The organism is Lysobacterales bacterium, from assembly GCA_014946745.1.
Lineage (GTDB): Bacteria > Pseudomonadota > Gammaproteobacteria > Xanthomonadales > Xanthomonadaceae > Aquimonas.
In genome coordinates this window covers 115,215-129,297 of sequence record JADCRD010000003.1, presented here as the reverse complement: position 1 = coordinate 129,297, position 14,083 = coordinate 115,215, and the positions used below count along the sequence as shown (strand labels likewise).

Genomic DNA, 14,083 nt, shown 5'->3' with positions numbered 1-14,083 from the left:
GCGAACCCGCGGCCGCCAGGCTGAGCCGCATGTTCCTGCAATCACGTGGCTGCGCATAGTGCGAGGGCAGAGCGGAGTGGCGAGGACGCAATGTGGCGGAACGCGGGCAGGCAGGACGGCCGGACATCGCAGGTGGCGATAGCGCGCCTGGCGCGCACGCAGGACGGCAAGGGCGTTGGCGACGCTACAGCAGGCGCAGCGCTTGGAGCGGCACAAGAGCGTTTCGGGGCACGGCTCGGCAGGGATCAAGACCTGTCCAGTGCGCCTCCAGCCTGGCTTGATAGGGTGGGTCTTGACCCACCGATCCGGTGCATCGGGAATCGCCGCGGGCGATCGGGAATGCGCGGAAGGGGTCGACCCGAAAGCGAACGGCGGATCGCAGGTCTGCCTGGCTCCATAGGGTGGGTCTTGACCCACCGAAGCCCCAAAGCAGCCATGGGTGGGTCTCGACCCACCGGAATCCCCGAAGCCCGTCCCGGATTTCGGCTTCCTCGCACTCTGGTCCACGCTTCTTTCCAACGCGGGCGCAAAGCCGGCGCTAAGATGCGTCCCATGCTGCGCCGCCTGCTCACCCTGCTGCTGATGCTCTGCCTCGCCACTGGCGCGGCGGCGAGCGGCTGCCCGATGGCGGCGGCGCTCGACGCAGCGACGGCAAACACCGACGCCGCGCACGCCGGCATGGCCGATTGCCCGCATGCAAAGGCCGCGCGCGCCGCCGCGGTGGCTATCGACGACGCGAGCCCGGCAACGCCCGATGCCGCGAACGCCGGCTGTGAGCACTGCAAGCAGTGCCGCCTGCAGGTGCCGCCGGTCGAACTTCTCAACCTGCAGCCCCCGCTGCTGCCGGTCCACGCCCCGCGCGTGCAGCGCAGCCTGCAGCCTGCGCCCTTCAGCGCGCCGAACCTGCGACCTCCGATCTCCAGCAGCCCAGCGCATCACGCCTGAGCCGCCGGGCCGCGCCCGGCCCCTGTTGCTGGAGATCTGTCATGTCCGCCGTTTCCGTCCGGTCGCAGCGTCGCTGCGCCCTGCTGTTGTCCCTGCCGCTGGCTCTGTCCGCCCTGACCCTGCCAGCCCTGCCGATCGCGGCGCAGGAATCCCCGCCCACGTCGGAACACACACACGATGAGCACTCGGCGCACGCGGAGCACGCCGGCCAAGGCGAGCACGAGCACGCCGACCAGGCTGACCCGGCGCCCGCGCCGGGAGCAGGCTCGGCTCTGCCCGCTGCGGCCGGCGCCGAGACCCTGCCCGGCACCGCTCCGCCAGCGCCCTCGCTCTACGTCTGCCCCATGCATCCGCAGATCACCAGCGAGACGCCCGGCAGCTGCCCGATCTGCGGCATGGACCTGGTCGCGCGCAGCCGCAGCAGCGCGCAGGCCGCACCCGTGATCGAGGTGGATGCCGGCCTGCGCCAGGCGCTGGGCATCCGCACGGCTGAAGTCGACCGCCGCGTGCTGTCGCCGCGGGTGCGCGCGCCGGCCGAGGTGGTGGCCGACCAGCACCGCATCCGCCATGTGCACACGCGCGTCCCCGGCTGGGTCGAGGACCTGCGCGTGCACGCCCTCGGCGAACGCGTGCGCGCGGGTCAGGTGCTGATGGAGATCTACGCGCCGGATCTGGTCGCCGCCCAGGAGGACTACCTGATCGCCCTGCGCTCGGGCGGCGTCGGCTCGCGCGCCCAGCGCGCGGCGGGCGAGCGCCTGCGCCGGCTGGGCGTGGACGAGGACTTCATCGATGCACTGAGCGAGCGCGGACGATCGCTGCAGCGGGTGCCGGTGCGTGCGCCGGCCGACGGCGTGGTCACCCTGCTCGACGTGCGCCATGGCATGTACGTCGAGCCCTCGACGATCGCGCTGGAGATCACCGATCTCAGCGAGGTCTGGGTCAGCGTGTCGGTGTTCCCCGAGGAGCTGGAGCGTCTGGGCGGCGGCACGATCTACGCCGCGCTGAACCTGCCGAACCAGCCGGATCGCCTGTGGCGCGGCGAAGTCAGCTACGTGTATCCGAGCCAGGACGCGATGACCCGCACCGTGCAGCTGCGCGTGCCGGTGCCCAACCGCCGCGGCCTGCTGCGCGTGGGTCAGTACATGGAGGCGCGGCTGCGCGGCGAAGAAGGCGATCCGGTGCTGAGCGTGCCCAGCGAGGCGGTGATCCGCACCGCCGACGGCGAGCGCGTGGTGGTGGATGCCGGCGAGGGCCGCTTCCGCGTGGCCCAGGTGCACGCCGGCCTGCGCGTCGACGGCCGCACCCAGATCCTGCACGGGCTCAAGGAAGGCGAGCGCGTCCTGGTGTCGGCGCAGTTCCTGCTCGATTCCGAAGCCGCGCTGCGCGCCGGGCTGCAGCGACTGGAGGCGGGTCATGCGCATTGAGGCAGCGAACGGTCGTTGCTCCATCGGCCTTGGTGCCCCTGCTGTTTGTAGGAGCGAGCTTGCTCGCGACCCGCAGGGTGAGAGAAAGGCGAAAGCTGCGGTCGCCTGCAAGCAGGCTCCTACCAAGAGCAGGCACACGGCCTGGCAGTCGCCGCGGCGCGCTCTGCGAATCCCGAATCCCCAATCCCCAATCCCGGCTTCTTGTAGGAGCGAGCTTGCTCGCGACCCGCAGGGTGAGAGCGAGGCGAAAGCTGCGGTCGCCTGCGAGCAGGCTCCTACCAAGAGCAGGCACACGGCCTGGCAGTGGCCGCGGCGCGCTCTGCGAATCCCGAATCCCAACTCCCGAATCCCGGCTGTTTGTAGGAGCGAGCTTGCTCGCGACCCGCAGGGTGGGTGCAGGGCGCAGGCTGCGGTCGCCTGCAAGCAGGCTCCTACGAAAAGCAGGGACAGCGCGTGGCAGTCGCCCTGGCGCGCTCTACGAATCCCGAATCCCAAATCCCGAATCCCGGCTTCTTGTAGGAGCGAGCTTGCTCGCGACCCGCAGGGTGAGAGCGAGGCGAAAGCTGCGGTCGCCTGCGAGCAGGCTCCTACAAAGAGCAGGCACACGGCCCGGCAGTCGCCGTGCGGCGCTCTACCAATCCCGAATCCCAACTCCCGAATCCCGGCTGCACGAATCCCCAATCCCAAATCCCGAATCCCGGCTCTCGGGGCCCAGCCATGATCGCCGCCCTGATCCGCTATTCGCTGGACAACCGCGGGCTGGTGCTGCTGCTCTCGATGCTGCTGACCCTGGCCGCCATCCAGGCCACGCGCACCCTGCCGGTCGATGCGATTCCCGATCTGTCCGACGTGCAGGTGACCGTGCGCACCGAGTGGCCGGGGCAGTCGCCGCAGCTGGTCGAGGACCAGATCACCTATCCGCTGGCCTCGCGCCTTTTGGCCGTACCGGGTGCGCGTCACGTGCGCGGCTTCTCGATGACCGGCGACTCCTTCGTCTACGTGCTGTTCGAGGACGGAACCGACCCCTATTGGGCGCGCTCGCGGGTGCTGGAGTACCTGAGCCAGGCGCGTGCGGAGCTGCCCGACAGCGTCGAGCCCGCGCTCGGGCCCGATGCCAGCGGCGTCGGCTGGGTCTATCAGTACGCGCTCGTCGACCGCAGCGGCGGCCATGACCTGTCCGAGCTGCGCGCGCTGCAGGACTGGTTCCTGAGGCTTGAACTGCAAGCCCTGCCGGGCGTCTCCGAGGTCGCCACGGTCGGCGGCATGGAGCGGCAGTACCAGGCCATCATCGATCCCTTGCGCCTGCGCCAGTACGGGCTGCAGATCAACGACGTGGCGGCGCGCGTCCGCGCGGCAGGCGCCGAGCGCGGCGGCTCGCTGATCGAGGTCGGCGAGGGCGAGATCAGCCTGCGCGGCGTGGGCTTTCTGCGGAAGTTGGAAGACCTCGCGCAGGTGCCGCTGGGCCCGCTGATGGACGGCGTGCCGGTGCTGCTCGGCGACGTCGCCGAGATCCGCTTCGGCGCCGGCCCGCGCCAGGGCATCGCCGAACTCGACGGCGAGGGCGAGGTGGTCGGCGGCATCGTGGTGATGCGCGACGGCGGCAATGCGCGCGAGGTCATCGAGGCGGTCGAGGCGCGGCTTGCAGCGCTGGACTCCAGCCTGCCCGCGGGCGTGGAGATCGTCACCACCTACGACCGCTCGGCCCTGATCGAGCGCGCGGTGGACCACCTCTCGACCAAGCTGGTCGAGGAGATCCTGGTGGTCGGTCTGGTCTGCCTGCTCTTCCTCGGCCACTTCCGCTCGGCCCTGGTGCCGGCCCTGCTGCTGCCGCTGGGTGTTCTCGCAGCGCTGGCGATCATGCGGCTGCAGGGCATCAACGCCAACATCATGTCGCTGGGCGGCATCGCCATCGCCATCGGCGCCATGGTCGATGCGGCGATCGTGCTGGTCGAGAACGCGCACAAGCGCATCGAGCACTTCAAGGACGACCACGCCCGCGAGCCGGACGAGCCCGAGCGCCTGAAGCTCGTGGCCGAGGCCTGCATCGAAGTGGGCCCGGCGGTGTTCATGTCGCTGCTGATCATCGCGCTCAGCTTCCTGCCGGTGTTCCTGCTCGAAGCCCAGGAAGGCCGCATGTTCGCGCCGCTGGCCTGGACCAAGACGTGGGCCATGCTGGCCGCCGCCGTGCTGGCGGTAACGCTCGGGCCGGTGCTGATGGCGCTGTGCGTGCGCGGACGCATCCGCGGTGAGCACGAGCAGATCCTCTCGCGCACCCTGATCGCGCTGTACCGGCCGGTGCTGCGCGGCGTGCTGCGTGCGCCCTGGCTGACCGTGGTGCTGAGCCTCGTGATCGCGGCCAGCGCGCTGTATCCGCTGCGCCAGCTGGGCAGCGAGTTCATGCCGCAGCTGGAGGAAGGCGACCTGATGTACATGCCCACCACCCTGCCCGAGCTTTCGCCCGGCAAGGCGCAGGAGCTGCTGCAGCAGACCAGCCGGCTGATCCGGCAGACGCCCGAGGTCGAGACCGTGTTCGGCAAGATCGGCCGCGCCGACAGCGCGACGGATCCGGCACCGATCTCGATGATCGAGACCACGATCCGCCTGAAGCCCGAGTCCGAGTGGCGCGAGGGATTCACCATCGAGGACCTGATCGCCGAACTCGACGCCCGCCTGCGCATCCCCGGCGTCACCAATGCCTGGGTGCAGCCGATCCGCACCCGCATCGACATGCAGTCGACCGGCCTGCGCACGCCGCTGGGCGTGCGTCTTGCCGGCGACGATCTGCAGCAGCTGACCGCACTGGCCACCGAAGTGGAAGCTGCGCTGGCGGGCGTGCCGGGCATCCGCTCGGCCTTCGCCGATCGCGGTGCTACCGCGCGCAGCCTGGAGATCCGCCCACGCCGCGAAGACCTCGCCCGCTACGGCGTCGAGATGGAGGCCTTCATGGCCTGGCTGGGCGAAGCGGTGGGCGGCGCGCCGATCGCCACCGCCTACGAGGGCCGTCGGCGCTTTCCGGTGGCGATGCGGCTGCCGCAGGACGTACGCGACACGCCGGAGGCGCTGGCCGAACTCGGCGTGGTGACGCCGTCCGGCGCGCAGGTACCGCTGGGCCGGCTGGCCGACATCGAACTGGTCGAAGCGCCGGCGATGATCCGCAGCGAAAACGCGCGCCTGACTGCGTGGGTGTTCGTCGACACCGACACCCGTGATCTGCTGGGCACCATGCGCGCGGCCGATGCGGCCCTGGCCGAACGCGTGCAGCTGCCGGCGGGTGTGAGCCTTGGGTGGACCGGCCAGTACGAAAGCCTGCTGCGCGCCAGCGAGCGCCTGAGCCTCGCCATTCCAGCGGCACTCGGGATCATTCTGGTGCTGCTGTATCTGATCTTCCGCCGCTGGCCCGATGCGCTGATCGTGCTGCTCACCGCACCGCTGTCGGTGGTCGGCGGGCTGTGGCTGCTGTGGGGCCTGGACTACGCGATGTCAGTGGCGGTAGTGGTCGGATTCCTCGCCCTGTTCGGCGTGGCCGCGGAGTTCGGCGTGGTGATGCTGCTGTATCTGGCACAGGCGGTGGAGCGCGCGCGCACCACCGGCCGCCTGAACACCCTGCGCGAACTCGATGCCGCGCTGGAGGAGGGCGCGGTGCAACGCGTGCGGCCCAAGGCCATGACCGTGCTGACCCTGCTGGTGGGCCTCACGCCGATCCTGCTCAGCGACGGCGCCGGTGCCGCGACCATGCAGCGCATCGCCGCCCCCATGCTCGGCGGCATGCTGAGCGCGCCGCTGCTGTCGATGCTGCTGATTCCGGCGATCTATCGGATTTGGCTGGGCTGGAGGCTGCGCGGCTGAAGAGCGGGGATTGGGGATTGGGGAGCCGCGCGACCTTGCCGCGCGGCTCCCGCGAAACCCCGAACCTGCATAGGGTGGGTCTTGACCCACCGGAGCCCGACGCACGCCATAGGGCGGGTCTCAACCCACCGAAGCGCGACGCTCGCCTCACGCTCATGCAAGCAATGCCGCCCCGCAACACATCCGCGAGGCCCCGTTGCCCGCATAGGGTGGGTCTTGACCCACCGGAGCCCGACGCCCGCCTCACGCTCATGCGAGGCATGCCGCGCCACAACCTCGCCCCGCTGTCAGGTCATCGCCCGACGCGAACCGCGGGACACCACTGCGGTGAGGGCGCTCCCGGTGGGTCAAGACCCACCCTATGCCTTGAAGAGCGGGGATTCGCCGCGACTCGCCGCAACACACCCGCGAAACCCCGAACCTGCATAGGGTGGGTCTTGACCCACCGGAGCTCGACGCCCGCCGTAGGCTGGGTCAAGACCCACCCTATGCGCGGCGTGGGCTCGGGGGCGGGTGCTCAGGGCGTGCTCAAGCGGCCGGCCAGGCGATTTCCACGCGCAGGCCGCGGCCCTCGCGGCCGGCGCCCAGGCTCAACTGTCCGCCGGACAGCTCGACGACGCGGGCAACGATCGACAGGCCGAGGCCGCTGCCATCGGCGCGTGTGCCCGGCGGGCGGTAGAAGGGGTCGAGCACGCGCGCGCGCTCGTCGGGCGGCAAGCCGGGGCCGGCATCTTCGACCACGAGGCGCACCTCGTTTGCGCTTCGCGCCAGCTCGATCCGCAGCTGCGCCGGCCGGCCGCCGTGGCGCAGCGCGTTGTCGATGAGATTGCGCAGCAGCAGCTGCAGCTGTTCCGGGTCGATCTCGATCGCGCAGCCGGCGGCAGCGACGAGCTCCAGCTCGTCATCATTGGCCAGGCCTGCGTCGATCCATTCGGCCAGCCACTCGGGCAGGCGGACACAGAGGTCCACGCGCTCGCTGCGCGGTGCCGGTGCACCGGGCCCGAGTCGGCTGAGCGCGAGCAGCTGGGCGACGCCGCGCTCAAGCCGCGCCTGCCCGCGCTGGATCTGGGCCAGCGCGCGGGCGCGCGCGGCCTCATCCTCGGCCTCGATGAAATTGGACAGATGCAGGCGCATCCCGGCCACCGGCGTGCGCAGCTCGTGTGCGGCTTCGTCGATGAAACGGCGCTCGCGGCGCAGGGTTTCATCGACGCGGCCGAGCAGATCGTTGATCGCATCGACCAGGCCGTGGATCTCGACCGGCACGCGGGTGCGCTCGATCGGCTGCAGGTGATCACCGGCCTGCGTCGACACCGCACGCGCAATGCGCCGCAGCGAGCGGCTGCCCGCGCGCACCGCGGCCCAGATCAACAGGCCCAGCAGCGGCAGCTCCAGCAGCAGCGGCCAGGCCATGCCGCGGGCGATCTCGGCGCTGATGTGCCCGCGCACGCGCAGCGGCTCCAGGCCGAGCACGCGCAGGCCCTCAGGGCCGTCGAGTCGAAAGCTGCGCCACACCCGATCGCCCTCGCGGACCTCGCCGAAGCCCTCCAGGGCGGCATCGAAGGCCAGTTCAGGCGCTTCCTGCGAGCGCAGCAGCAGGCGCTCGCCGCGCCACAGGTAGTAGCGACGCAGGCGCTCATACGCGTGGCCGCGCTCGCCGGTGGCGGCCGCACCCAGCTGCGCCATCGCGCCCTGCCAGGCCGGCAGCACGCGCGGCGCGTCGCGGTCGGCCTCGTCCTGCAGCAGGCCCTGCGCAAGCACGGCCAGGCCGCGCACCGACTGCGCCAGCTCGGCGTCGAGCAGCTCGTCGACTTCGATGCGGGCGGCGCGCCAGCTGACCCAGGTGCTGAGCGCGCCGGCCACGCTGGTGGCCAGCAGCAGTCCGAACAGCAGCGGCTTCCACAGCGTCCTCATGCCGGCGCCAGCAGGCGGTAGCCGATGCCGCGCACGGTGCCGATGCGCTCGGCGCCGAGCTTGCGCCGCAGGTGGTGGATCAGCACCTCCAGGGTGTTGCTGCTGACGTCCTCGTCCCAGCCGTACAGGCGCTGCTGCAGCAGCTCGCGCGAGACCACCCGGCCGTTGGCTTCGACCAGCGAGTGCAGCAGCGCGAACTCGCGCCGCGGCAGATCGAGCAGCTGGCCCGCCAGCCGCGCCTCGAAGCGCACCGGATCCAGCTCGATGCCGGCGAAGGCCAGCTGCATGCGCGGTGCGGCCTCGCGCCGGCGCAGCAGCGCGCGCAGGCGCGCCAGCAGTTCGGCCGGGTCGAAGGGCTTGGCAAGAAAGTCATCGGCGCCGCCGTCGAGGGCTTCGACGCGATGGGCCACCGCATCGCGCGCGGTCAGCACCAGCACCGGCAGCGTGGCACCGGCGGCGCGCGCCTGGCGGATCACCCGCTGGCCGTCGAGCCGCGGCAGGCCGAGATCCAGCACCGCGATATCGAAGCCGCCGTCGCGCAGGGCGTCCAGCGCGTGCTGGCCGTCCTGCAGCCAGTCAACGGTATAGCCGGCGCGCCGCAGCGCTTCCTGCAGGCCCTCGCCGAGCAGGGTGTCGTCTTCGATCAGCAAGAGGCGCATGGGGGCTCCGTGGCACGTGCGATCGACACTGTAATCGCGTCACACCGATAGGGTTGCCCTTGGCCCACCGGGGCGTGGAGGCCCGCCCCGGTGCGTTGATGCATCGCTTCGAAGGAGCTTGCCCGTGCGGCTTGCGACGGAAATGCGCGCTTCGAGGGTGGAGCCCGTCGTGGGCCAGGGCCACGCTATGCGGGTTTCGCGAGCCCATTCGAACCGCAACGCTGCTTCGAATCCCGAATCCCCAATCCCCGCTCTCACCCCCGCAGCTCTTCCTGCGCCTTCGCCAGCCCGGCTTCGATCTCGGCGCGGCGGCCGGCGTCGGCGCTTTCGCGGCCCGGGCGCGGCGGGGCGGCCAGGGCTTTCTGGAAGGCCTGCACAGCGCCGGCGTAGTCCTCCTGATCGAGCAGGAAGTCGCCCCAGAAGTAGTTGGCGTCGATGCCGTCGGGCGCGATCGACAGGCCCTGCTGCAGCAGCTCGCGCGCGGTGTCCTCATCGCCGAAACCGAGCGGCCAGCCGGGCACCTGGTAGTAGAGGCTGCCAAGGCTGGTATAGGCCGAGCCGTCGAGCACCTGGCCGTCCTTGGCGATCACCGCCTCGAACTCGGTGCGCGCCTGCTTGCACAGGCTGAGCGCGCCCAGGCCGCCCTGCGCGCCGGCCTCGCTGGCGAGCACGATGCCTTTCCACACCTTGAGGCGCAGGTCGTCCGGGGCGCGCAGCTGGGCGCGGCCGATTTCGTTCACCAGCGCATCGAAGGCCTTGACGCGCTCGTCCTCCGGCAGCTGATAGTGGATCTCGGCCCAGCGCGCCTGGATGCCGGGCAGCGGGTCTGCGTCGATGTCATTCGCAGTCGCGGCCACTGCCGTCGAATCCGCCTGCACGGACGCGACCGGCGCAGCGCTGACCTCGGCGGCGTGCGCGCAGTTGAAGGCGGACAGACCGCCCAGCACGCCGACGACCAGCGCCATCGCGAGTGCGCTGCGCGCGCCGGCGGTACGCGGACGCGGGCTGCGTCCGCTGCGCGGTGTGTCGGAAGCGCTGACGGCCAGATCGAGGTGTGCAGCAGGCGGGGTATGCGAGTTCATGGCGTGACTCCTTGGAGCGGTGACAGAGAGGGAAAGAAGGGTGCGGCGAGTGCGCCGCGGGTGCATCGGCAGCGCCGTCGGCGATCGAGCAGAGCAAGCGCGCGCGTCGGCGGGGCAGGTCGTCGTGGGAGGCCTCACGGCATGCGTAGCGAGGCCGCCGTTCGCGGCTTCACCGTGGCGTCAGGGCCAGGGCTTGGAGGCCGTTCGCGCCCGTCCAAAACGGCGGCCAACTGCGCCTGTTCGGACGCCGCGATCGGCGGCCTTGGGAAAGCCAGGGCTTCGCGCTGCCCCACTGCGTGCGCCCTCACCACCGGCAGCGCCGCGCGCAGGCCGCGATCGACCAGCGCGGGAAACGCGCCGTTGAGCCAGGCGAAGAGCTTCTCCGGCCAGCCCAGCTGGCGTCGGCGGGTGCCAGCGCGCAGGGCCTGCACGATCTGCGACGCGACCTCGTCGACGGCGTCGACGTGGGTCTTGAGCGCCTTGTTCAGGGCCACGACGTTCGGCGGGTTGAAGGCGGTGTCGGTGGCGCGCGGGGCGATCCACTGCGCGACGAGGCTTGAGTCCGCGTGCTCGCGTCCCAGCGCCTCGATGAAGCCGCGCAGAGCGAACTTCGAGGCGCTGTAGGCAGCGAAGCCCGGATGCGCGAGGCTGCCGAAGGTCGAGCCCACCGCCAGCACGCGCGCCTCGGGGCGCTTCAGCAGGGCCGGCAGCAGGGCCTGGGTCAAGGCCATCGGTGCCAGCACATTGGTCTGGAACAGGGCCTCGCGCTCGCTGGCCTCGCTGTCGGCGAACAGGCCGAAGCTGCCCAGCGCGGCGGCGTGAATCAGTGCATCGGGCGCGCGCGCCACCTCGACGACGCGCGCGCGGTCGCGTTCGCAGTTGATGTTGGCGACCAGCGGCTGCAGCCGACCGGGACGTCCGGCCGCGCGCTGGCGCAGGGTCTCCAGCGCGGCCGGCCGCCGGCCGATGGCGATGACGTGGGCGCCTTCGGCGCACAGCTCCAGCGCCAGTGCGCTGCCGATGCCGCCGGTGGCGCCGGTCAGAACGACGGTCTTGCCGCGCAGGTCCATCACGCGGCCTCCGCCAGCGCGGGGCCGGCCTCGATACTGCGGAAGATGTCGCCGTACAGTCGATAGAAGCGACGCGCGGCGTGAACGATCACGGCCTGCTCGGCGGGGTCTTCGATGCGGTCCATCAGACGCTCGTAGAAGCCGGTGTGTTCGATGTCGAGATCGCCGTGCGAGCGCAGGTAGGTAAACGCCGTGCGCGGCAGGCCGAGGCTGTGTTCGATCGCCTCGGCCGCGCGCGTCGCCAGCGCCACGCTGGTGCCTTCCAACACCAGCACCATGCCGAAGAAGGACAGCGGCGAGACCCGCGCGATGCCGTCGTGCGCATAGGCCACCATCATCTCGGTGGCGTGCAGCGGCGTGCTGGCCGCCCAGCGCGCGCGGTCCTCGCCCAGGGCTTCGAGGTCGTCGAGGATCCACTCCTCGTGACCGATCTCCTCTTCGATGTATTCGGCCACGGCGCGACGCAGCCATTCGTGGCTGGCCGGCAGGCGCGCGCCGCAGGCCATCAGCAGGGACACGGTGTGGCGCACGTGGTGATAGGCCTGGCCGAGGAAGGCGGCGTATTCCTCGCGGCGGATGCGGCCAGCGAGCGCGCGCTGCACGATCGGCAGGCTCTGCAGTTCGGCGCGCTCGCGGGCCGTCTCGGCAAGCAGTCGGGTGTGGAAACTCATGCGGGGATCTCCTGGGGGCGAGAGGTGGAGTGCGTCGATGCAGTGGCGGCGATCAGGGCCGCATCCGGGCCCAGCGCGCGGCGCGCGGCGATGGCCTCGGCGTAGTGGGCGAGCACGGCTTCGCGGCGCGGGCGGCCGTTGGCGGTGAGCAGGCCGGCCGCGATCGACAGCGGCGCGGGCAGGCGCAGGACGCCACCGATGCGCGCGTAGTCAGGCAGGCCGGCATTGACGCGCTGGATCACGCGCGCGAGTTCGGCCTCGCTGAGCGCCGGATCGCGCGGCCAGATCAGGGCGAGGTTCCAGGGCTCGGCCTCGCCGCTCACCACGGCCTGGGCGATCGCCGGCTCGGCCAGCAGCTCGCCCTCGATCCAGGCCGGCGCGACGTTGCGGCCGTAGCTGGTGATGAACATTTCGCGCAGGCGGCCTTCGATGTGCACGCGGCCGGCCTCATCGATGGCACCGAGATCGCCGGTGTGCAGCGGGCCCGGCGGCGGTGCCGGCTCACCGAGGTAGCCGAGGAAGCGCGGACCGTCCACGCACAGCTCGCCGTTGGCAGCGACGCTCAGCTGCAGGTGCGGCAGCGGTCGGCCGACGCTGCCGGGCGCGACTTCGCCCGGGCGGTTCAGACACACCACCGAACCCGCTTCGCTCAGGCCATAGCCCTCGAACACCGTCAGCTCGGCTGCGGCGGCGCGCTGCAGCAGTCGCGGCGCGACGCGGGCGCCGCCGACGGCGATGAGTCGCGGCGGCTGCGGCAGCGGGCCCGCCGCGTCGATCGCCAGCAGCAGCCCATCCAGCAGCTGCGGCACCAGGATCAGGCTGTGCGGCTGCAGCTCGGCCAGCACGGCGCGCAGACGCAGCGGATCAAGCCCGGCCGCACCGGTGTAGCCCAGCTCGGCCAGCCCGCGCAGCTCGACGCGCGCGCCGACGAACAGGGCCGCGTAGGCGCCGACCGTTTCCAGCAGGGTCGACAGCGGCAGCGCGCAGAGGTGATGGCGCGGCGCCAGCACGTCGAAGGCATCCCCCAGCGAAGCGGCGACCGTGGCCAGATGTTCTGCGGACAGACACACGCCCTTGGGCGCGCCGGTGCTGCCGCTGGTGTAGGTGATGCACGCCGTGCCCGGCGGCAGGGCGATGGCCGGCGCCGGCGCCGCGCGACGCCAGAGCGACAGCCCCGGCCAGGGCGCGGAGGCCTCGCAGCGCCAGCGGGCGTCGGGTGCCGGGGCGCCCTGCGGCAGCAGCAGCATCCGCGCACCGCTCTGGTCCAGCGCATGCTGGCACTGTGCGGCAGTGAAGTACGGCGGCAACGCGAGTGCGGCGACATCGGCCGCCTGCGCGGCGAGCTCGACCAGCAGGGCCGGCACGCCGTTGTCGAGCCGGCTGGCCAGCACCGGGCCCTCGATGCGCAGGGCATACAGCAGGCCGGTCAGCACATCGGCGAGCTCACCGAAGCGCAGGGCCCAGTGGCCGTCCTTCAGCGCCAGCGCCTGCGGCTGCCGACGCGTCGCCGCGAGCAGGCGAGCGTAGAGCGCGTTGTGGATCTGCGCGCCACTCATGCCGGCGCTCCGCAGCCGAGTGCGTCACGGCTGGACAGCGCGGCTTCGCGCGCAGCCACGTTCGCCGCGCGCTCCGGCGCGTCGACGTGTGCGCCGTCGAGGTCGCCAAACAGCACCTCGGGGTCGGTCTCGTAGTAGCGGCCCCAGGCCTCACCTTCGGCGCCCAGCGCTGCGGCCTGCGCCCGGCACAGGAAGCGCGGGTCGAGGCCGAGGCGGGCGAAGGCGTTGCGCAGCTGACGGGTGGCGGCGAACAGGGTCCAGCGCAGACCAGCACCGCGCAGCAGCGGGATCAGCGCGAGGATCAGCGACCGCGCCGCGCCCGCCGAGGCTGCGGCGAAGTTGCCGATCTCGACCACCTCGGCGCGCGTCGGCGCGGTGCCGAGCCGCTCGGCCAGCACGCGCTCGACCGGCGCGCCCAGGTAGCGCTCGACGAACAGCGGGCCTTCGATGGCGCAGCGCAGGCCGACCGCGGCGATGAGACTGCCGTCGGCATCGCGGAAAGCCAGCAGATGCGGCATCAAGGCCGGCGGCCGCGCATCGAAGCGGGCGGCGTAGATGCGCTGGATGAAGGCCTCGACTTCGGCGCGCTGCGGATGCGCGCGGTCGATGCAGTCGGCGTGGCGGAAGGCGCGAGGCCCGTGGCGGGAGGTGTCCATGGCGCACAGGCTGCGCGCCGAAGCTTGGGCCAAGCTTGTCGGCGCGTTAAGCGCGTCTTTGGAGCGGGTTAAGGAATTGCTGCGCGAGGGGCGTGGGGGCGTGGAGCTTTCGGTGGGTCTGGCCCCAGGCCCATAGGGTGGGTCTTGACCCACCGTCGCATGGATTCTTTCCCCGCGTGTCGCCCACCGATCCATGAAGACGCGGGCTTCGCTACGGCGCAGAACCCATGACCTGCAGCGAGCGTGGCGCTTAGGCTGGGTCG

General features: G+C 71.6%; 10 protein-coding genes. 3 read left to right on the top strand and 7 right to left on the bottom strand.

From position 1 onward, the window contains the following. Positions 1-552: 552 nt before the first annotated feature. From H4O13_16485 to H4O13_16475, 3 genes are all read left to right on the top strand, one after another. Complete coding sequence (locus tag H4O13_16485) at positions 553-945, top strand: hypothetical protein (GenBank protein ID MBE5316993.1); 393 nt, start codon at positions 553-555, stop codon at positions 943-945. A 41-nt stretch (positions 946-986) separates the two neighbouring features. Continuing rightward, positions 987-2,369: an efflux RND transporter periplasmic adaptor subunit gene (locus H4O13_16480; protein ID MBE5316992.1), complete on the top strand. Its 1,383-nt coding sequence runs from the start codon at positions 987-989 to the stop codon at positions 2,367-2,369. Between the two features lie 717 nt (positions 2,370-3,086). Beyond that, a complete protein-coding gene (locus tag H4O13_16475) occupies positions 3,087-6,215 on the top strand; it encodes an efflux RND transporter permease subunit (protein MBE5316991.1) in 3,129 nt (1,042 codons plus the stop codon). 528 nt (positions 6,216-6,743) lie between these two features. Here the strand turns inward: H4O13_16475 and H4O13_16470 are convergent. The 7 genes from H4O13_16470 to H4O13_16440 form a co-directional block, all read right to left on the bottom strand. Continuing rightward, complete coding sequence (locus H4O13_16470) at positions 6,744-8,126, bottom strand: hypothetical protein (GenBank protein ID MBE5316990.1); 1,383 nt, start codon at positions 8,124-8,126, stop codon at positions 6,744-6,746. Then, positions 8,123-8,785: a response regulator transcription factor gene (locus H4O13_16465; GenBank protein ID MBE5316989.1), complete on the bottom strand. Its 663-nt coding sequence runs from the start codon at positions 8,783-8,785 to the stop codon at positions 8,123-8,125. The genes H4O13_16470 and H4O13_16465 overlap by 4 nt, the downstream gene beginning before the upstream one ends. Before the next feature lie 254 nt (positions 8,786-9,039). Then, positions 9,040-9,720 (bottom strand): hypothetical protein, encoded by a 681-nt coding sequence (locus H4O13_16460; GenBank protein ID MBE5316988.1) that lies wholly within the window; start codon positions 9,718-9,720, stop codon positions 9,040-9,042. A 281-nt stretch (positions 9,721-10,001) separates the two neighbouring features. Further along, a complete protein-coding gene (locus tag H4O13_16455; protein MBE5316987.1) occupies positions 10,002-10,937 on the bottom strand; it encodes an SDR family oxidoreductase in 936 nt (311 codons plus the stop codon). Next, positions 10,937-11,608, bottom strand: a complete 672-nt coding sequence (locus H4O13_16450; protein ID MBE5316986.1) for an iron-containing redox enzyme family protein — start codon at positions 11,606-11,608, stop codon at positions 10,937-10,939. The genes H4O13_16455 and H4O13_16450 overlap by 1 nt, the downstream gene beginning before the upstream one ends. Then, a complete protein-coding gene (locus H4O13_16445; GenBank protein ID MBE5316985.1) occupies positions 11,605-13,164 on the bottom strand; it encodes an AMP-binding protein in 1,560 nt (519 codons plus the stop codon). Before H4O13_16445 ends, H4O13_16450 begins: the two co-directional genes overlap by 4 nt. Beyond that, positions 13,161-13,820 carry a thermostable hemolysin gene (locus H4O13_16440; GenBank protein MBE5316984.1) on the bottom strand — a complete coding sequence of 220 codons (660 nt, stop codon included), beginning with the start codon at positions 13,818-13,820 and terminating at the stop codon, positions 13,161-13,163. Before H4O13_16440 ends, H4O13_16445 begins: the two co-directional genes overlap by 4 nt. Positions 13,821-14,083 lie beyond the last annotated feature (263 nt).